This window comes from Pseudomonas sp. HLMP, assembly GCF_046365545.1.
Classification (GTDB): Bacteria; Pseudomonadota; Gammaproteobacteria; order Pseudomonadales; family Pseudomonadaceae; genus Aquipseudomonas; species Aquipseudomonas guariconensis_B.
Genome location: NZ_JBDLLR010000001.1, coordinates 1,339,735 through 1,358,570, shown reverse-complemented (window position 1 = coordinate 1,358,570; position 18,836 = coordinate 1,339,735). Strand labels below are relative to the sequence as shown.

Here is an 18,836-nt window from a genome sequence, read left to right as displayed (position 1 = left end):
CTGGCAGCTGAAACGGCATTGTCCCTGCCCTCTTACAGCGCCCAACTCGCCACTCGCAACTTTTTTTCCACCGCCCCTGTCACTTTCCCAATCTCGTTCGGCAAGGAAGCAGTTAGCACTTATCCGTCGAGGAGCCGCTGCATGTCCCGTGCCGTTGATTCATTCCTGCGCCCCAGCCTGATGGCCCTGGCCATCGCCCTGGCCAGCCCATTGGCCAGCCCTGCCCTGCACGCCGCCGAACAGTCCGGCATGCACGCCTACGACCTGCCCAGCGCGCCGCTGGCCAGCACCCTGAACCAGATCGCCAGCCAGGCCGGCATCGCCCTGGCCATCGACCCGGCCCTGGTCAGCGGCCGCCAGTCAGCGCCGGTCAACGGCCAGTACGATGCCCTCGGCGCCCTGCAGGCCGCCCTGCGCGGCACCGGCCTGCAACTGCAACAGAGCAGCGTCGGCAGCTACAGCTTGGTGGCCACGCCCGAAGGCAGCCTGGCGTTGCCGGAAACCGCCATCAACGCCACCGGCGACTATGAAAGCGCCTGGGGCGCATCCAGCGGCTACGCGGCCACCCGCACTGCCGCCGGCACCAAGACCGACACACCTATCGTCGAGGCGCCCCGCTCGCTGTCGGTGATCACCCGCCAGCAGTTGGACGACCGCCAGGTCCTCAACCTCAACGACGCCTTGCGCTACACCGCCGGCGTGCAGAGCAGCGGCTACGGCTCCGACTCCCGTGCCGACTGGCTGCGAGTGCGCGGCTTCGACCCGACTCAGTTTCTCGACGGCCTGCCGCTGCCCAAAGGCTCCTTCGCCAACCCCAAGGTCGAGCCGTGGAACCTCGAACGCATCACCGTGCTGCGTGGCCCGGCATCATCCGTCTACGGCCAGACGCCACCCGGCGGTATGCTCGACATGGTCAGCCGCCGCCCGCAGGCCGAACGTGCCCACCAGATCGAGGCCCAGGTCGGCAGCAACGAGCACAAGCAGATCAACTTCGACAGCACCGGCAAGATCGACGACGAAGGCCGCTTTCTCTACCGCGTCAGTGGCGTGGTGCGCGACAGCAACTCGCCCATCGACCACATCCCGGACAAGCGCTACAACATCGCCCCCAGCCTGACCTGGAACATCGATGAAGACACCAAGCTGACCTTCATCTCTCAGTACACCCGCGACGATACTGGCATCACCGGGCAGTTCCTGCCGCTGCAGGGCACCAAGCTGGGCTCGCCGGTGGGCAAGATCTCCCACCACAAGAACCTGGGCGAGCCGGACTGGGACTTCTACGACCGCACCTACTACGCCCTGGGCTATGGCTTCGAGCACCGTTTCAACGACACCTGGCAGCTCCGCCAGAACCTGCGCTACACCAAGAGCGACTTGGAATTCCAGGCAGTCAACGTTGCTACGGTCAACAACATCGACGCCGATGGCAACGTCAACCGCGAGTCCGGCATCGTCAATGAAGACATCAGCCAGTTCGCCGTGGACAACAACCTGCAGGCCAACTTCCAGACGGGCGCCGTCGATCACACCCTGCTGATGGGCCTGGACCACCAGCGCTCGAATACCAACTACCAATGGCTGTATGGCCTGGGCGTGCCACCGATCAATGTCGTGCGCCCGATCTACGGCGCCGACATGTCCAATGTCACCTACTTCGCCATGCAGGACTTCGGTCAGAAAACCTACCAGACCGGCGTCTATATCCAGGACCAGATGGCCCTGGACAACTGGCGCCTGACCCTCGGCGGGCGCGAGGACTGGGTGCACACCGGCACCGTGTTCCACAACAAGGCCGACGCCACCAGCACCCAACGTGACAAGGCCTTCAGCGGTAACGTCGGCCTGAGCTACGTGTTCGACAACGGCGTGACCCCCTATGTCTCCTACACCGAGTCGTTCCAACCGGCCAGCGGCGCCAACGTCGACTCAGCCCAATCCTTCGAGCCCACCGAAGGCCGCCAGTACGAAGTGGGGGTGAAGTTCCAGCCGGTGGGCAGCGACACCCTGCTCACCGCCGCCGTCTATGACCTGCGCCAAAAGAACGTGCGGGTCACTGAAGGCAGCATCACCCGCCAGGTCGGCGAGCTGCAGGTGCGCGGCCTGGAACTGGAGGCCACCAGCCAACTGACCGAGAACTTCAAGACCGTCGCGTCCTACACCTACACCGACACCGAGATCCGCAAAGGCCTAGCCACCGAGAAAGGCAACCGCATGGCCCTGATCCCGCGCAACCAGGCCACCCTGTGGGCCGACTACACCTGGCACAGCGGCCTGCTGGACGGCTTCGGCATCGGCGGCGGCGTGCGCTACGTCGGCGATACCTACGGCAACACGGCCAACACTGAGCTTGCCCATGTCAGCTCCTACACGGTGTACGACGCCTCGGTCCACTACGACCTGGGCCGCCTGGACAACAGCATGAAAGGCCTGAGCGTAGCCGTGGAAGCGAAGAACCTGTTCAACAAGGACTATCTGTCCAACTGTGATGGCTACTGGTGCTACTACGGCGACGAGCGCAACGTGGTGGCCAGCGTCAACTACAAGTTCTGAAGGCGGGGGCGCGTTGCGCCCCTTTTCGCGACACCCCGGAGCCGTGATGAAAAGCCGAACCATCCGCCGCTGGTCCGTGATCCATACCTGGAGCAGCCTGGTCTGCACCTTGTTCCTGCTGTTACTGGCGCTGACCGGCCTGCCACTGATCTTCCACCATGAGCTGGAACACTTGCTGGGCGATGCCCCCGAACTGCGTGAAATGCCCGCAGACACCCCGCACCTGGACCTGCAACAGCTGGTCCTGAAGGCCGAGGCCCATCGCCCCGGCGAGGTGATGCAGTACTTCGGCTACGACGAGGACGACCGCAACGGCGTGGTGGCGATCATGGCGGCCACCGCCGGCACCGAGCCCAACGCCTCGCACACCTTCATGCTCGATGCCCGCACCGGCGAGGCGGTGGCCATGCCGGCCGCCAACGGTGGCATCATGATGACCATGCTGCGCCTGCACGTGGACATGTTCGCCGGCCTGCCGGGCAAGCTGCTGCTGGCCTTCATGGGTGTGCTGTTCGTCGTGGCGATCGTCTCCGGCACCGTGCTCTACGCACCGTTCATGCGCCGTCTGGCGTTCGCCACGGTACGCCACGACAAGTCGCGACGCCTGCGCTGGCTCGACCTGCACAACCTGATCGGCATCGTCACCCTGACCTGGGCCCTGGTGGTCGGCGTCACCGGGGTGATCAGCGCCTGTGCCGACCTGGTCATCGCCGCCTGGCGCAACGAAAGCCTGGCAGCGATGGTCGCCCCCTATCGCGATGCGCCACCGCTCACCGCGCGCGCCCCGGCCGACCGCCTGCTGGACATCGCCGCCGAGGCCGCCCCGGGCATGCACCCGGACTTCATCGCCTTCCCCGGCACACGCTTTTCCAGCGAGCACCACTACGCCGTGTTCATGAAAGGCGCCACGCACCTGACCTCGCACCTGCTGACCCCGGTGCTGATCGATGCACAAACCCTGCAGGTCACCGCCGTGGGCGACCGCCCCTGGTACATGGACGCCATGGGCCTGTCGCAGCCACTGCACTTCGGCGACTACGGCGGGCGGCCGATGCAGATCCTCTGGGCAGTGCTCGATGTGCTGACCATCGTCGTGCTCGGCAGCGGTCTTTACCTGTGGTGGGGCAAGCAGCGCAAGGCTCGGGAGGTGCAGGCATGAGCCACAGGTCGCAGTCGAGCCGACGGATCTTCGCCTGGCCGGCGCTGATCGCCGTGCTCGGCGCCGTGGGGCTGTTCGCCGCGCTGCTGGGGGATGGTGGGTGGGACGTGCTGTCCTGGCTGGGGCTGGGGATACCGGCGGTGCTGGGGGTGCGCGGGTTGTGGCGACGGGGGTGAGCCTTGGGGAGGCTCGCTGTCTTGGCGCCCATTGGGGCCGCGAAGCGGCCCCACGATCCTGCAGGAACCTCACGCCCCCAATCGCGGCAACACCTCATCCAGGCGCCGGTGCAAGGCACTGCCGCTCGGCCAGTTGCGCAGCAACCGCGCCCGGTCCCGGGCATAAGCTGGAGCGAAGCTGAGTTGCGTGGCGTGCTGGCACATGGCATCGAGGTCGATCAACGACCACTGCCCATCCAGCCAGAACAGGTTGTGCCCCTTCATGTCGCCATGGCTGATGCGCTCACGGACCAACTGCTGCATCAGGTGCACCAGGGCCTGCACCTGCTCCTCGGGCGCTTCGCCGCTTTCCACGTAGGGCTGGAAACACTCGATCAAGTCCGGGCCATCGGCATATTCAGTGACCAGGTAAGCCCGGCTGCGCAGGCCCATGACCCGCTGCTCCAGCACTGCCAGCGGCCGTGGCGTGGCGATGTCGAGAAACGCCAGGCGGTGCCCCTCGATCCATGAATGCCAGGCCCGGCTCGGGCGCCAGAAGCGCTTGAACCAATGGGCAGTGTTCTTGATGTTGTAGCGCTTGAGCACCAGCGCACGACCGCCCACGTCGATGCGTGCCACGCTGGCGGCCCCACCGGTCTTGAACAGGTGGCCCTGGTCGATCAGTGCATCGGCCTGGGCCAGCACCGGCAGCATGGCGTCCACCTCAGCCCGGCGGATCGCCCGCAGCCCCGACAGGCTGCGCTCGACACTGAACAGCGTGCATTCGCGCCCGGCCTTCTCCAGGTAATCCTTCAGGCGCCAGCTGCGCACCTTGTCCACCTGCTTCTGCAGGGTTTCCAGCGGCAAGGCGTGCTCGGCGTTGGCCAGCAGATAGTGCACCAGCAGCTCTTCGATGAACGGTTCCAGGCGCTTGGGCAACTGGGCGAAGAACACCCCGAGGTTCTCCAGCACCCGCTGGCGCGACAGTTGCTGGCCCGGCGTCTCGGCTTTGATGCCAGCACCGTCGATCAGGTACAGCCGGCCGTCATGGCGCAGCAGGTTGTCCAAGTGCAGGTCTTCCTGCCACAACCCCTTGGCATGCATGTGCGCGACCGCGGCGAGCGCCTCGCCGAGCACCTGTTGCTGCTCGTCGGCCAGCACGGGCAGGTCCTGCACCTTGGCCCAGGCATCGGCCAGGCTCTCGGCGCCTTCGAGGAACTCGAACAGCAGCCAGCCGCCCTCGCCCTCCTTGAGGCCGTCGGCCAGCAGCTGCGGTGTGGTCAGGCCCTGGGCGGCCATCAGCCGGGCGCCTTCGAGCTCACGCTGGAAATGCCGGGCGGCGCTGTTGCCGACCAGCAGCTTGGCCAGCACCGGCGTGCCACGCCAGATGCCGGCGCCGACATAGCGTTGGCCCGGCAACACGCGCAGCAGGCTGAGCAATTGCAGGTCAGCGCTGCCAGCGGCATCGGCCAGGGTCACGGTCAGGGGCAGCGTCGGGCTGCGCCCGGCGTCCTTCAGTTCAGGCAAACGCATCAGCGGGCCTCCTTTTCACGACGGCGGCGCCCTAGGCGCTGCAACCAGGTATCGACCAGCGAACTGTCGGCCGGCTGCTGCAGGTAGGCCGCCAGCAAGGTACGCACGTCCGCCTCGCTCCAGGCCCGGGCACGGCGCAGCAACGGCTCCAGGTCCTTGAGCCGGTCACGCATGCCGAACAGCAGCGGGCGGGTCTTCTCCAGGTCGATCAGCTGTGCCTGCCAGCCCTCGCGGCGCTCACGCAGGAAGATGTGCTTGGGGTAGAAGCAACCATGCAACTGCCCGGCGGCGTGCAGCGTGCGCGCCAGGGTGCCGCAGGCCTGGAGGATGCCTTGGCGTGTTGCCGGCTGCAGTTGCGGCCACTGGGCCAACAGGCTTTCCAGGTCGCTCCAGTCGTCCAGGGCGCGGGTCATGAGAATGGCGCGGTGTTGGCCGTTACCCTTGCGCTCGCCGTAGAAGACGGCCTGCAAGGCCGGGATGTTCAGTTTCCGGTAACGGCTGATGTTGCGAAATTCGCGGGCGAAGGTCGGCTCGCCGAAGGGGCGGTACAGGGTGCGCGTGAGGTAGTCGCTCTGGCGCTTGAGGTAGAACCCCTTGCCTTCCAGCTCCAGGCGAAAGACGCTGCTCCAGCCGCCACGGCCGGTATTGGGTTCGTCCACGGCATCGAGCTGCAGCGCCCACAGCGCCTCGAAGTCGCTCAGGCCATGCCGTTGCAGCAGCGCCTCGTCGGCACTGGCCAGGTAATCGGTCATTCCCTTCCCTCGAAAAATCTCACCACCTGGCGGATGCGCCGCTTGTCCCGTGCGTTGAGCCGCTCGTGCCCGCGGTATTGCAGGTAGAAGCGCAACCGCTGGGTTGCCGACAGATGGTATTTGGCGACCTTGTCCAGGCATGCCAGGTCCTTGATGACCCGGTGGCGCAACATGAAGCCACGCCAGAAATCACCGGTCGGGCAGTCGATGAAGAACACCGTGGCCTGGTCGTCGACCAGCAGGTTACGCCACTTCAGGTCGTTATGGGCGAAGTGGTGATCGTGCATGACCCGGGTATGGCGTGCCAGCTGGCGGCTGACATGGTCGACCCAGGCGCGGTCAGCCAGGCGCGGGTCGTTGCGTTCGGCCAGCGCCGAGAGGTCTTCGGTACGCGGCAGCTCGCGGGTGATCATCGCCCCGCGGCCGAAGGCCAGGCCCTTGCGCTCCAGCCCCCAGGCCACCACCTCGGCGGTCGGGATATCCCACTTGGCGAACTGCTTGAGGTTCTGCCACTCGGCCTTGATGCGCGGCCGCCCCATGTAGCGACGCAGGGCCTTGCCGGCACCGGTGTAGCGCTTGACGTAGTAGTTGACCCCTTCGCGCTGGATACGGATGACCTCGCTGAGCGGGTCATGGGTCAGGCGTTCGCCCTCGAGGGCGAACACCGCCTCGAGGCTGCCGAAGTCCGCCGCCAGGCGCTCGTAGCCTGGCGCCAGTGTCCATCCCGCCATCAGAGCGCGTCTCCATAGCGTTGCTTGCGATCGTAGAGTTTCTGCGCCTTGCGCTCGAGCCTGGCGAGCAGCACGGCTTCGTCGGCCAGGACCTGGCGCAGGGGGCGCTGGAAGTAGCCACGCAGGAAACGCAGCTTGTCGCGGCGAGTCAGGCCGATGTCCAGGGCCGAGAAGTACAGGGCCGCCAGGTCCTTGTCGCGCCAGCGGCGAGGGATGCGGGCCCTGGTCTGGGCACGGTGCAGGTCGATCACCGAGAGCTTCAGGTCCTCGGGCGTCACCGGGCGGTCGGTGTGCAGCAGGAAGTGGCAGATGTAGCAGTCGCGATGGTTGACCCCGGCACGGTGCATGGCACCGGTCATGCGCGCCACCTCGGCGATCAGCGCGTGCTTCAGGCGCACGGGTGGCGGCTGTTTGGTCCAGTCGAGGCTGAAGTCTTCCAGGCTGATGGTCGGCGCCAGTTCCTCGGTGACGATGAACGAGTGCTGGGTCGCCGGGTTGCTGCCCCGCTCGCCATAGGCCACGGCGGTCATGGTCGGCACACCGACCTCATGCAGGCGCTGGATGGCCCGCCACTCCTGGCCGGCACCGAGCACCGGCAGCTTGGCGCTGAACAGGTTCTTGAAGATCTCGCCCCAGCCGATGCCACGGTGGATCTTGACGAAGTAGCCTTCGCCATCGACCTCGGTGCGCAAGGTACGGCGCCCCTCCAACTCACGGAACACCTGGCCTTGCAGGGCCTCCACGGCATCGAAGGGGTCGCGCCCGGCCCACAGGCGCTTGAAGGGTTCGGCCAGTATCAGCTTCATGCGGTCTCCTGACCCAGGATCACGTCGGCAGCACGCTGCGGCATGCTGTACAGGTCGGCGCTGTCGGCGAAGGCCAACCCATTGTGCGACCAGGCGACACGGGCCTGGCCATCCTCGAGCATGCGTTGCAGGTAGGTGTCGAGTTGCTGCTGTTCGAAAGGCTCGTCCAGCACCAGGCCGCAATTGGCCTCGGCGATGTAGTGCGCATAGCCGCAGACCTGGGAGACCAGCACCGGCAGGCCGGCCACCAGGGCCTCCAGCAGCACGGTGCCGGTGTTCTCGTTGTAGGCCGGGTGGATCAGCAGGTCAGCGCCGAGCAGAAAGCGCGGGATATCGCTGCGCCCCTTGAGGAACTGCACCTGCTCGCCCAACCCCAACGTGGCGCTCTGCAACTGGAACACCTTGGGGTCGTCCTGGCCGATGACCATCAACCGGGTGCGCTTGCGCAGGGCCGACGGCAGCGCGGCCAGGGCCTTGAGGCTGCGGTCGACGCCCTTGGTCTTGAAGCCCGAACCGATCTGCACCAGCAGCAAATCGTCGTCGCCCAGGCCGAACGCCTTGCGGAACTCGGCGCGTATCGCGTCGGCGTCGGCCGGCCGCCGGCGGTCCTGGGAGATGCCCGGCGGCAGCAGGTGGAAGCGCGCCTGCGGCGTGCCGTAGTGCTTGATGAACAACGGCTGCTGCACCTCGGAGATCATCAGGATCTCGGTGGCAGCCTCCTTGGCGAACACCGCACGCTCGTACTCGGCGAAATGCCGGTAGCGGCCCCAGCGCCGGTACAGGCCGCCGCGCAGGGTCTGGGCCTTGTCCTCGAAACAGCCATCGGCGGCGTAGTAGACGTCCAGGCCCGGCATCTTGTTGAAGCCGATCAGGCGATCGACCGGGCGCTTTGCCAGGTCCTCGGCCATCCAGGCGCTGAGTTTCTCGTTGCGGCGGTGGTTGAACAGCGCCTTGACCGGCGCCACCAGCACCTCGAAGCCCGGCGGAACATCGCCCTCCCAGATCAGCGTGTAGACACGGATCTGGTGGCCCCGCTTCTGGCACTCCAGGGCAATGCGCATGAAATCGCGCTGCAGCCCGCCGAAGGGGAAGTATTTGTAAAGCACGAAAGCCAGTTGCATCAACGAACATCCTCAGCCAGCAGCAACGCGCTCAAGCGGCTCGCCACATGCTCGGGATTCAGGCGAGTGAAGCACAGCGGCCACTCGCGTTTGAGATCGAACCGGCGCAGGTCCTCGGCGCTCGGCTTGTAGGTGCATTTCTTCTGCAGGCAGGGCGCGCAGGGAAAATCGCTGGCCTGGTGGACCTGGGCACGTCCGTAGGCACCGGTCAGGCCAGGGTTGGTGGGGCCGAACAGCGAAATGGTCGGCACGTCCAGCGCCGCGGCCAGGTGGCCCAGGCCGGTGTCCACCGCCACGCAGGCCTTGGCCGCCGCCAGCACGCGGGCGACGCCGGCCAGGTTCAGGCGCGGCAGCACCTGGCAGTTGTCCAGGCCCTGGGCGATGCGCTCGGCGCGGTCCTTCTCGGCCTGGTTGCCCCAGGGCAGGCACACCTGCAGCTTGCGCCGGCCCATGCGCTCGGCCAGTTCACGCCAGTAGGCCTCGGGCCAGTGCTTGGTGGCCCAGGTGGTGCCATGCAGGAACACCACGTAGGGTGCGGCGGGCGGCAGTTGCAGGCGGTCGAGGTCCAGGCCGTAGCGGCCGAGGCCTTCCGGCAGGTCGTAGGCCAGGGCCAGGGCGAACAGCTGGCGCACCCGCTCCACCGCATGCTGGCCGACGGCGACCGACAGGCGCCGGTCGTAGAAGCGGCTGGCCCAGCCTTCGCGGGCCGAATAGCGGTCCAGCCCGGCCACCGGCGCCTTGACGTAGCGGGTCAGCCAGGCCGACTTGACCAGGCCCTGGGCATCGATCACCAGGTCGTACCGCTGCGCCCGCAGGCGTTGCTTGAACGCCCGCCATTCGCCGCTCTTGAGGGTCTGCCAGATGTTCTTGCGCCAGCGGCGGATGGCCACCGGGATCACCTGATCGACGGCCGGATGCCAACTGGGGATCTCGGCGAAGCCTTCTTCCACCACCCAGTCGAAGCGGATCCCAGGGATGGCATGGGCGGCATCGGTGAGTGCCGGGAGAGTGTGGATCACATCGCCCAGCGACGACGTCTTGATGATCAGGACCCGCACTTAGTCGACCTCGGTCACGGTATCGATCAGGTTCGGCCCGCCCAGGCTGTGCAGGGCGGCGATCACTTTCTGCGGCTCCAGCAGGCGCAGGCAGTTGTAGTGGCCGAAGCGGCAGGTGCGGTCGAAGCAGGGGCTGCATTCGATCCCCAGGCGCACGATCTCCACCTGTTCGGCCAGCGGCGGGGTGAAGCCCGGCGAGGTCGAGCCATAGACCGCCACCAGCGGGCGGTTGAGCGCGGCAGCCACGTGCATCAGGCCGGAGTCGTTGGACACCACTGCAGCGGCGCACGACAACAGGTCGATGGCTTCGGCCAGGGAGGTTTCACCGGCCAGGTTGGTCGACTCCTCACGAAAACCTGGGATCAGCCGGTCGCGGATCGACTCGCCCACCGGGTGGTCGTTCTTCGAACCGAACAGCCAGACCTGCCAGCCCTGGCGGATCATCGCATCGGCCACCTCGGCGTAATGCTCGGCCGGCCAGCGCTTGGCCTCGCCGAACTCCGCGCCCGGGCACAGCGCCAGCACCGGCCGGTCCAGCTCCAGGCCGAACTTGGCCAGGGCGGCGTCGCGGCTCTGCGCCTCGATCTGCAGGGTCGGCCGTGGATAAGGTTGCGCCAGCTCGACGCCTGGCGCATAGGCCAGGGCCATGAAGCGCTCGATCATCAGGGGATAGCGCGCCTTGTCCAGGGTGCGCACATCGTTGAGCAGGCCATAGCGCATCTCGCCACGCCAGCCGGTGCGCTTGGGGATGCCGGCGAAGAACGGCACCAACGCCGATTTCAGCGAGTTGGGCAGGAGGATCGCCTGGTCGTACTGGCCGGCCAGCGATTTGCCGATACGCCGGCGCGTGGCCAGCTCCAGCACGCCGTGGCCGAGCGGGAAGCTCAAGGCCTGGCGCACCTCGGGCATGCGCTCGAGGATCGGCCGGCTCCATTCGGGCGCCAGCACATCGATCACGCATTCGGGGTGCTGCTGTTTCAGGCACTGGAACAGGGTTTGCGCCATTACCATGTCGCCAACCCAGCTGGGCCCAATGATCAGTATTCTCATGCTTAGTCCAGAAACGCTCGGGGAGGCTGCAGGCTGCGGTACAGCCTGGCCTCCCCTCTTTATATTCAGGCTATGTGGCGGACAGTGTATCACCCAGGTCCATGCTGTTCCCCAATCGCCGGCACGCCGGCGATTGGGCCTCACGTCAGACCCAACTGCCCCCAGATCCGCCGCACCTCGCGGCGCTCATCGGCGAACTGCGCCGCGTCGATCACCCCAGCCTGCTTCTGCAGGGCCTGGCGGTGCGAAGCCGAACGGAACGCCTTGTACACCTCGCGCAGCAGCACCGCGTCGCCGGCAGGCACCAGGCCGGCCTGCTCCAGCTCCTCGAGGATGCGGATGTTGTCGGTCCAGCGCAGCAAGGCCGGATGGTCGTGGGACCAGGCCAAAGCGGCGTATTGCACCATAAATTCGATATCGACGATACCGCCGGCATCCTGCTTGATATCGAAGGGCTGGCCGGCGTCGAAGGCGTTGCCCGCGGTGCCTGCGGCGGTGACCTTGGTGCCGAGGTTGTCGCGCATCTTGGCGCGCATCTCGCTCACTTCGCTGCGCAGCTTGTCCAGGTCGCGGGCCTGGCCGAGCACACGGGCGCGTACCGCCTCGAAGGCCGTCGCCACCTGCTTGCAGCCCACCAACACGCGGGCCCGCACCAGCGCCTGGTGCTCCCAGGTCCAGGCTTCGTTCTGCTGGTAGCGCTCGAAGGCACCGAGGGAGCTGACCAGCAGCCCCGAGGCCCCGGACGGGCGCAGGCGCATGTCGACGTCGTAGAGCTGGCCGGAGTTGGTCTGGGTGGTCAGCATATGGATGATGCGCTGGCCCAGGCGGGTGAAGAACTGCGCACTGTCGATCGGCTTGGCGCCATCGGTCTCGGCCTGGGGGTCGCCATCGTGGATGAACACCAGGTCCAGGTCCGAGCCATGGCCCAGTTCGATGCCGCCGACCTTGCCGTAGCCGACGATGATGAAGCCCGGGTCGCACAGGCTGCCGTCGCTGCGCCTGGGCTGGCCATGACGGGCCACGGTCTGGCGCCAGGCCAGGGCCAGCACCTGGTCGAGGATCGCCTCGGCCAGCCAGGTCAGGTAGTCGCTGACCTTCATCAGCGGCAGGTTGCCGGTGATCTCCGAGGCGGCCACGCGCAGGCTGTGGGCCAGCTTGAAGTGGCGCAGGGCTTCCATCTGCTGCTCCAGGTCGTCCTCGGGGATGCGCGTCAGCCGCTCACGCAGCTCCGAAGCCAGCTCCGGCGCCAGCGGCGGGCTGAACAGGCGGCCTTCGTTGAGCAGTTCGTCGAGCAGCAGCGGGAAGCGGGCGATCTGCTCGGCGATCCACGGGCTGGCTGCGCACAGGGTCAGCAGGCGGCGCAAGGCGCCGGGGTTCTCGGTCAGCAACACCAGGTAGGCGGAACGCCGTGCCACCGCCTCGACCAGCGGCAGCACCCGTTCCAGCACCAGGTCCGGGTCGTCGTGCTCGACGGCCTGGGCCAGCAGGCGCGGAATGAAGGCATCCAGCCGCTCGCGGCCGATACGTTGCATCGAGCGCAACTGCGGGCTGGCGCGCAACCCGGCCAGCCGCCGCAGGGCCTCGGCCGGCTGCTTGAAGCCGGCCTCTTCCAATTGGCGGCAGGCGGCCTCCTCGTCCTGAGCCTGCTCCCACAACGGCGACCATTCGCCACCGACCACCAGCTCGCCCTCGCCGTCCTCGTCGTCCGGGTCGGCGATCACCTGGCGGAAGTGCCAGTCGATACGCCCACGCCAATGCATGAGTTGCGCGTGGAAGCCCGACCAGTCGGCAAAGCCGAGGATATAGGCAACGCGCGCGCGGTCCGTGGCATCGTCCGGCAGCATCTGCGTCTGGCGGTCGGCGATGGCCTGGATCGCATGCTCAGTATAACGCAGGAACTCGTAGCCTTCGCGCAGCTCGGCGACCACCGCCGGCGGCAGGTAGCCCTGGCCCTCGAGGGTGGCCAGGACCTTGAGCAGCGGTCGCTGCTGCAGGCTCAGGTCGCGCCCGCCGTGGATCAGTTGGAAGGCCTGGGCGATGAACTCCACTTCACGGATGCCACCGGCGCCAAGCTTGATGTTCTCGGCCATGCCCTTGCGGCGCACCTCCTGCTGGATCAGCTGCTTCATGGTGCGCAGCGCCTCGATGGCCGAGAAGTCCAGGTAACGGCGGTAGACGAACGGGCGCAGCATGTCCTGCAACTGGGCACCTGCCACCTGGTCGCCGGCCACCACCCGCGCCTTGATCATGGCGTAGCGCTCCCAGTCGCGGCCCTGGTCTTGGTAGTACTGCTCCAGGGCATTGAACGACAGCACCAGGGCACCCGCCGAGCCGTAGGGGCGCAGGCGCATGTCGACGCGGAACACGAAACCGTCGACGGTGACCGGGTCCAGCGCCTTGATCAGCCGCTGGCCCAGGCGGGTGAAGAACTCCTGGTTGTCCAGCGAACGCTTGACTCCTTCGGTTTCACCGCCCTCGGGGAAGGCGAAGATCAGGTCGATGTCCGACGAGAGGTTCAGCTCCACCGCCCCCAGCTTGCCCATGCCCAACACCACCATGTGCTGCGGCTGGCCACTGCGGTTGCCGATCGGTGTACCGAACTGTTGGCAATGGCGTGGGTACAGCCACTGGTAGGCCTGGTCGATGGAGGCGTCGGCCAGGTCGGAAAGATCGCGGCAGGTTTCGCCGAGCGCGGCCTGTCGGGTGATATCGCGCCAGATGATGCGCAGTTGCTGGCGGTTGCGCTCGCGGCGCAGGTTGCGCGCCAGTTCCTCCTCGCTCTGCGCGGCCTGGGCCGCGGTGGCGACGCGCGCGCTTAGCTGGCCGGGGCCGAAACGCTGCTCGAGCTCGCCGCTGGCCAGCAGCTCGAAGAGCATGGCCGGCTCGCGCAGGGCCTGGTCGAGGACGAAGTCGCTGGCGGCAGCGACCTGGTCGAACTGTTGCCGATGCACCGGGCTCCAACTGTCCAGGTCCAGCCCTTCGAGGCCGGCGACGGCCTCCAGCAGGGATTGTCGGTTGCGAGCGGCCAGTGGCTGCAGGGCGGCGGGCAGATCGGACGGCAAAGGCAGGCGCATGGTCTATCCTTGATCGGCGAGTCGGTGAGGGGTAGGTACGGTCAAGGGGAAGCCGGACCACGGTTGGACTGTCATACAAAAGTTGGAAATAGCTGAAAAAAACGAATCATTGGCAAGAAACATCAAGATTCACCTCTTCAGAACACAGTCCCAACCAACGGGAACGTTTTTCTCCACAACCCGGAAGGCGGCCAAAAGCCGTTTTTCTGTAGTTTTACTACTACCCCGGCGGTGCAAAAGCATGAAATGCCAAATCATTTGTAGTAAAACTACACGGCGCCGGATGACTGTCCGGTAAATCCAAGAATTCACGACGTCTGCCCAAAAGGCCAGTCGCAAACTCAGGCCATCGATTCTGGTGGCCTTTCCGCCCTGGAGCAAGCCATGCAAGACCTCGATCCCGTCGAAACCCAGGAATGGCTGGATGCCTTGGAGTCGGTCATCGACAAAGAAGGCGAAGACCGCGCTCACTACCTGATGACCCGCATGGGCGAGCTGGCCACCCGTAGTGGCTCCCAGCTGCCGTATGCCATCACCACGCCATACCGCAATACCATCCCTGTCACCCACGAAGCACGCATGCCCGGCGACCTGTTCATGGAACGCCGCATTCGCTCGATGGTGCGTTGGAACGCCCTGGCCATGGTCATGCGTACCAACCTGAAGGATTCGGACCTGGGCGGCCACATTTCGAGCTTCGCCTCCAGTGCCACCCTGTACGACATCGGCTTCAACTACTTCTTCCAGGCTCCGACCGAGGAGCACGGTGGCGACCTGATCTTCTTCCAGGGCCACGCCTCCCCCGGCATCTACGCCCGCGCCTTCCTCGAAGGCCGCATCAGCGAAGACCAGATGAACAACTTCCGCCAGGAAGTGGACGGCAACGGCCTGTCCTCCTACCCACACCCCTGGCTGATGCCTGACTTCTGGCAGTTCCCGACCGTTTCCATGGGCCTGGGCCCGATCCAGGCGATCTACCAGGCACGCTTCATGAAGTACCTGGAAGCCCGTGGCTTCATCCCGGCCGGCAAGCAGAAGGTCTGGTGCTTCATGGGCGACGGCGAGTGCGACGAGCCGGAATCCCTGGGTGCCATCGCCCTGGCCGGCCGCGAGAAGCTGGACAACCTGATCTTCGTCATCAACTGCAACCTGCAGCGCCTGGACGGCCCGGTGCGTGGCAACGGCAAGATCATCCAGGAACTGGAAGGCGTGTTCCGCGGCGGTGGCTGGAACGTCAACAAGGTCGTCTGGGGCCGCTTCTGGGACCCGCTGTTCGCCAAGGACACCAACGGTGCCCTGCAGCGTCGCATGGACGAAGTCATCGACGGCGAATACCAGAACTACAAAGCCAAGGACGGTGCGTACGTCCGCGAGCATTTCTTCAACACCCCAGAACTCAAGGCCATGGTCGAAGACCTGTCCGACGAAGAGATCTGGAAGCTCAACCGTGGCGGCCACGACCCGTACAAGGTCTACGCGGCGTACCACCAGGCGGTCAACCACAAGGACCAGCCGACCGTCATCCTGGCCAAGACCATCAAGGGTTACGGCACCGGCGCTGGCGAAGCCAAGAACACCGCGCACAACACCAAGAAGGTCGACGTCGACAGCCTGCGTCAGTTCCGTGACCGCTTCGACATCCCGGTCAAGGACAGCGAGCTGGAGAACCTGCCGTTCTTCCGTCCCGAAGAAGGCAGCGCCGAAGCCAAGTACCTGGCCGAGCGCCGCGCCGCCCTGGGCGGTTTCGTGCCACAGCGCCGTGCCAAGAGCTTCAGCGTCCCGACCCCGCCGCTGGAAACCCTGAAGGCGATCCTGGACGGCTCGGGCGACCGCGAGATCTCCACCACCATGGCCTTCGTGCGTATCCTGGCGCAGCTGGTCAAGGACAAGGAAATCGGCCAGCGCATCGTCCCGATCATCCCGGACGAAGCCCGTACCTTCGGTATGGAAGGCATGTTCCGCCAGCTGGGCATCTACTCGTCCGTAGGCCAGCTGTACGAGCCGGTCGACAAGGACCAGGTGATGTTCTACCGCGAGGACAAGAAGGGCCAGATCCTCGAGGAAGGCATCAACGAAGCCGGCGCCATGTCGTCGTTCATCGCCGCCGGTACCTCGTACAGCAACCACAACCAGCCGATGCTGCCGTTCTACATCTTCTACTCGATGTTCGGCTTCCAGCGTATCGGTGACCTGGCCTGGGCCGCTGGCGACAGCCGCACCCGTGGCTTCCTGATCGGCGGCACCGCCGGCCGTACCACCCTCAACGGTGAAGGCCTGCAGCACGAAGACGGCCACAGCCACCTGCTGGCGGGCACCATCCCGAACTGCCGCACCTATGATCCGACCTACGGCTACGAGCTGGCGGTGATCATCCAGGACGGCATGAAGAAGATGACCGAAGAGCAACAGGACGTCTTCTACTACATCACCGTGATGAACGAAGCCTACACCCAGCCAGCCATGCCGGCCGGCGTCGAGGAAGGCATCATCAAGGGCATGTACCTGCTCGAGGAAGACACCCGCGAAGCCGCGCACCACGTGCAACTGATGGGCTCCGGCACCATCCTGCGCGAAGTCCGCGAAGCGGCGAAGATCCTGCGCGAGGAGTTCAACGTCGGCGCCGATGTGTGGAGCGTCACCAGCTTCAACGAACTGCGTCGCGACGGCCTGGCCGTTGAGCGCGCCAACCGCCTCAAGCCTGGCCAGAAGCCGCAGCAGACCTACGTCGAGCAGTGCCTGGCCGGCCGTAAGGGCCCGGTCGTGGCCTCGACCGACTACATGAAGATCTTTGCCGAGCAGATCCGTCAGTGGGTGCCGAGCAAGGAGTACAAGGTCCTGGGTACCGACGGTTTCGGTCGCAGCGACAGCCGCAAGAAGCTGCGTCACTTCTTCGAAGTCGACCGTCACTTCGTGGTGCTGGCTGCCCTGGAAGCCTTGGCCGACCGTGGCGAGATCGAACCGAAGGTGGTGGCCGACGCCATCGTCAAGTTCGGCATCGATCCGGACAAGCGCAACCCACTGGACTGCTGAGGAGTATTTTTAAGTGAGCGAACTCATTCGCGTACCTGACATCGGCAGCGGTGAAGGTGAAATCATCGAGCTGTTCGTCAAGGTCGGCGACCGTATCGAAGCCGACCAGAGCCTGCTGACCCTGGAGTCCGATAAGGCCTCCATGGAGATCCCGGCGCCCAAGGCTGGCGTGATCAAGGAGCTCAAGGTCAAGCTGGGCGATCGCCTGAAGGAAGGCGACGAGCTGCTGGTCCTGGAAGTCGAGGGCGCCGCCGCGGCGCCCGAGGCTCCGGCCGCCCCCGCCGCCGAAGAGCAACCGGCCGCCGCACCGGCGGCTGCCGAGGCCGCACCGGCGCCTGCCGCAGCCCCGGCTGCCGCCAGCGTGCAAGACATCCACGTGCCGGACATCGGCTCGTCGGGCAAGGCCAAGATCATCGAGGTCCTGGTCAAGGCCGGCGATACCGTCGAAGCCGACCAGTCGCTGATTACCCTGGAGTCCGACAAGGCCTCCATGGAAATCCCCTCGCCCGCCGCTGGCGTGGTGAAGGAAGTGATCGCCAAGCTGGACGACGAAGTCGGCACCGGTGACCTGATCCTCAAGCTGGAAGTCGCCGGCGCAGCCCCCGCTGCCGCCCCGGCTCCGGCCGCTGCTGCCCCTGCCCCAGCCAAGGCCGAAGCGGCTCCAGCCGCTGCGCCTGCTGCACCGGCCGCCACGGCGGCCCCTGTGGCCACCGCGCCTGCCGCCGACAGCAACGCCAAGGTCCACGCTGGCCCGGCCGTGCGCATGCTGGCCCGTGAGTTCGGCGTCGACCTGGGCGCGGTCGCCGCGACCGGCCCACACGGCCGTATCCTCAAGGAAGACGTGCAGGTCTACGTCAAAGCCATGATGCAGAAGGCCAAGGACGCTCCGGCAGGCGCCGGCGCGACCGGTGGTGCCGGCATCCCGCCGATCCCGGCCGTGGACTTCAGCAAGTTCGGTGAAGTCGAGGAAGTCGCCCTGACCCGCCTGATGCAGGTCGGTGCCGCCAACCTGCACCGCAGCTGGCTGAACGTGCCGCACGTGACCCAGTTCGACTCCGCCGACATCACCGAGCTGGAAGCCTTCCGCGTGGCGCAGAAGGCCGTGGCCGAGAAGGCCGGCGTCAAGCTGACCGTGCTGCCGCTGCTGCTCAAGGCCTGTGCCCACCTGCTCAAGGAACTGCCGGACTTCAACAGTTCCCTGGCGCCGAGCGGCAAGGCGGTGATCCGCAAGAAGTACGTGCACATCGGCTTCGCCGTGGACACCCCGGACGGCCTGCTGGTCCCGGTGATCAAGAACGTCGACCAGAAGAGCCTGCTGCAGCTGGCTGGCGAAGCCGCGGCCCTGGCCGAGAAGGCGCGCACCAAGAAACTGGCGGCCGACGACATGCAAGGCGCTTGCTTCACCATCTCCAGCCTCGGCCACATTGGCGGCACCGGCTTCACGCCGATCGTCAACGCGCCCGAGGTGGCGATCCTGGGTGTGTCCAAGGCCACCATGCAGCCGGTCTGGGACGGCAAGGCCTTCCAGCCGCGCCTGATGCTGCCGCTGTCGCTGTCCTACGATCACCGCGTGATCAACGGCGCCGCCGCCGCGCGCTTCACCAAGCGCCTGAGCGACCTGCTGGCGGACATCCGCACCCTGCTGCTGTAACGCAGCTACCTGCCTCCCCGACGGGAGGCAGGCCCCTTTCGAGCTGCCACGCTCGTACCTCAACCCCGTCACGTTCTGGCGGGGCTTTTTTTTTAGCTGCAAGCGACAAGAAAAAGCAGGCGGCGCCCTGACGAGCCGGGCATGGCCATGATAAGCAGCGCCG

Annotated in this window: 13 protein-coding genes; 5 read left to right on the top strand and 8 right to left on the bottom strand. The window is 66.2% G+C overall.

All coding sequences use genetic code 11. From position 1 onward, the window contains the following. Positions 1-141 precede the first annotated feature (141 nt). The 3 genes from ABFA30_RS06425 to ABFA30_RS06415 are packed head-to-tail and all read left to right on the top strand — an operon-like array spanning position 142 to position 3,888. Positions 142-2,553: a TonB-dependent siderophore receptor gene (locus ABFA30_RS06425; protein ID WP_410045248.1), complete on the top strand. Its 2,412-nt coding sequence runs from the start codon at positions 142-144 to the stop codon at positions 2,551-2,553. A 46-nt stretch (positions 2,554-2,599) separates the two neighbouring features. After that, positions 2,600-3,712, top strand: a complete 1,113-nt coding sequence (locus tag ABFA30_RS06420; RefSeq protein ID WP_253102097.1) for a PepSY-associated TM helix domain-containing protein — start codon at positions 2,600-2,602, stop codon at positions 3,710-3,712. Continuing rightward, a complete protein-coding gene (locus ABFA30_RS06415) occupies positions 3,709-3,888 on the top strand; it encodes a DUF4175 domain-containing protein (RefSeq protein ID WP_225786498.1) in 180 nt (59 codons plus the stop codon). Before ABFA30_RS06420 ends, ABFA30_RS06415 begins: the two co-directional genes overlap by 4 nt. Positions 3,889-3,957: 69 nt before the next feature. Here the strand turns inward: ABFA30_RS06415 and ABFA30_RS06410 are convergent, their stop codons facing one another. The 8 genes from ABFA30_RS06410 to glnE form a co-directional block, all read right to left on the bottom strand. Next, the gene (locus tag ABFA30_RS06410; protein WP_410045247.1) at positions 3,958-5,400 is read right to left on the bottom strand and encodes a lipopolysaccharide kinase InaA family protein; all 1,443 of its coding nucleotides are present in this window, start codon (positions 5,398-5,400) and stop codon (positions 3,958-3,960) included. Then, positions 5,400-6,152: a lipopolysaccharide kinase InaA family protein gene (locus tag ABFA30_RS06405; RefSeq protein ID WP_225786500.1), complete on the bottom strand. Its 753-nt coding sequence runs from the start codon at positions 6,150-6,152 to the stop codon at positions 5,400-5,402. Before ABFA30_RS06405 ends, ABFA30_RS06410 begins: the two co-directional genes overlap by 1 nt. Beyond that, positions 6,149-6,883 carry a lipopolysaccharide kinase InaA family protein gene (locus ABFA30_RS06400; protein WP_225786501.1) on the bottom strand — a complete coding sequence of 245 codons (735 nt, stop codon included), beginning with the start codon at positions 6,881-6,883 and terminating at the stop codon, positions 6,149-6,151. Before ABFA30_RS06400 ends, ABFA30_RS06405 begins: the two co-directional genes overlap by 4 nt. Then, positions 6,883-7,689, bottom strand: coding sequence for a lipopolysaccharide core heptose(I) kinase RfaP (rfaP, locus tag ABFA30_RS06395; protein ID WP_253102086.1), 807 nt, complete (start codon positions 7,687-7,689; stop codon positions 6,883-6,885). Before rfaP ends, ABFA30_RS06400 begins: the two co-directional genes overlap by 1 nt. Then, positions 7,686-8,810: a glycosyltransferase family 4 protein gene (locus ABFA30_RS06390; protein WP_253102083.1), complete on the bottom strand. Its 1,125-nt coding sequence runs from the start codon at positions 8,808-8,810 to the stop codon at positions 7,686-7,688. Before ABFA30_RS06390 ends, rfaP begins: the two co-directional genes overlap by 4 nt. Further along, positions 8,810-9,868, bottom strand: a complete 1,059-nt coding sequence (waaC, locus tag ABFA30_RS06385; protein ID WP_253090711.1) for a lipopolysaccharide heptosyltransferase I — start codon at positions 9,866-9,868, stop codon at positions 8,810-8,812. Before waaC ends, ABFA30_RS06390 begins: the two co-directional genes overlap by 1 nt. Then, on the bottom strand, positions 9,869-10,918 hold the full coding sequence (gene waaF / locus ABFA30_RS06380) for a lipopolysaccharide heptosyltransferase II (RefSeq protein ID WP_253080215.1): 1,050 nt from the start codon (positions 10,916-10,918) through the stop codon (positions 9,869-9,871). It abuts the gene before it with no gap. A gap of 140 nt (positions 10,919-11,058) precedes the next feature. Then, positions 11,059-13,992, bottom strand: a complete 2,934-nt coding sequence (gene glnE, locus ABFA30_RS06375; RefSeq protein ID WP_225786506.1) for a bifunctional [glutamate--ammonia ligase]-adenylyl-L-tyrosine phosphorylase/[glutamate--ammonia-ligase] adenylyltransferase — start codon at positions 13,990-13,992, stop codon at positions 11,059-11,061. A gap of 384 nt (positions 13,993-14,376) precedes the next feature. On the opposite strand from glnE, the gene aceE reads away from it, so the two are divergent. Beyond that, positions 14,377-17,022: a pyruvate dehydrogenase (acetyl-transferring), homodimeric type gene (gene aceE / locus ABFA30_RS06370; protein WP_253080216.1), complete on the top strand. Its 2,646-nt coding sequence runs from the start codon at positions 14,377-14,379 to the stop codon at positions 17,020-17,022. A gap of 13 nt (positions 17,023-17,035) precedes the next feature. Further along, positions 17,036-18,673: a dihydrolipoyllysine-residue acetyltransferase gene (aceF, locus tag ABFA30_RS06365; protein WP_410045246.1), complete on the top strand. Its 1,638-nt coding sequence runs from the start codon at positions 17,036-17,038 to the stop codon at positions 18,671-18,673. The last annotated feature ends 163 nt before the right edge of the window (positions 18,674-18,836 follow it).

Coding starts and splice junctions, on each gene's coding strand:
- waaF (WP_253080215.1), bottom strand. CDS start 10,918: ATGAGAATACTGATCATTGGGCCCAGCTGGGTTGGCGACATGGTAATG.
- glnE (WP_225786506.1), bottom strand. CDS start 13,992: ATGCGCCTGCCTTTGCCGTCCGATCTGCCCGCCGCCCTGCAGCCACTG.
- ABFA30_RS06410 (WP_410045247.1), bottom strand. CDS start 5,400: ATGCGTTTGCCTGAACTGAAGGACGCCGGGCGCAGCCCGACGCTGCCC.
- ABFA30_RS06415 (WP_225786498.1), top strand. CDS start 3,709: ATGAGCCACAGGTCGCAGTCGAGCCGACGGATCTTCGCCTGGCCGGCG.
- ABFA30_RS06420 (WP_253102097.1), top strand. CDS start 2,600: ATGAAAAGCCGAACCATCCGCCGCTGGTCCGTGATCCATACCTGGAGC.
- aceE (WP_253080216.1), top strand. CDS start 14,377: ATGCAAGACCTCGATCCCGTCGAAACCCAGGAATGGCTGGATGCCTTG.
- ABFA30_RS06400 (WP_225786501.1), bottom strand. CDS start 6,883: ATGGCGGGATGGACACTGGCGCCAGGCTACGAGCGCCTGGCGGCGGAC.
- rfaP (WP_253102086.1), bottom strand. CDS start 7,689: ATGAAGCTGATACTGGCCGAACCCTTCAAGCGCCTGTGGGCCGGGCGC.
- ABFA30_RS06425 (WP_410045248.1), top strand. CDS start 142: ATGTCCCGTGCCGTTGATTCATTCCTGCGCCCCAGCCTGATGGCCCTG.
- ABFA30_RS06390 (WP_253102083.1), bottom strand. CDS start 8,810: ATGCAACTGGCTTTCGTGCTTTACAAATACTTCCCCTTCGGCGGGCTG.
- ABFA30_RS06405 (WP_225786500.1), bottom strand. CDS start 6,152: ATGACCGATTACCTGGCCAGTGCCGACGAGGCGCTGCTGCAACGGCAT.